Source organism: Achromobacter sp. GbtcB20, from assembly GCF_019091095.1.
In the GTDB taxonomy this organism is placed as follows: domain Bacteria; phylum Pseudomonadota; class Gammaproteobacteria; order Burkholderiales; family Burkholderiaceae_B; genus Achromobacter; species Achromobacter mucicolens.
In genome coordinates this window covers 1-235 of the sequence record NZ_JAGXJZ010000914.1, presented here as the reverse complement: position 1 = coordinate 235, position 235 = coordinate 1, and the positions used below count along the sequence as shown (strand labels likewise).

Genomic DNA, 235 nt, shown 5'->3' with positions numbered 1-235 from the left:
GTCGCCGTGATCGCCTTCTGGGTGGCGCGCGGCGCGACGCCGGGCAAGATGGCGATCTCGGCCCAGGTCGTCGATGCCCGCACCGGCAACAAGCCCACGCTCGGCCAGTCGGTGGGCCGTTATCTCGGCTACTACGTCTCGACGATTCCGCTCGGCCTGGGCTTGCTGTGGGTCGCGATCGATCCGAAAAAGCAGGGTTGGCACGACAAGCTGGGGGGCACCGTCGTGATCCGCC

Annotated in this window: 1 protein-coding gene; it reads left to right on the top strand. The window is 68.1% G+C overall.

The features are described 5' to 3' along the window. On the top strand, positions 1–235 hold a 235-nt coding region (locus tag KVT32_RS31610; RefSeq protein ID WP_217619585.1), incomplete at both ends, for an RDD family protein.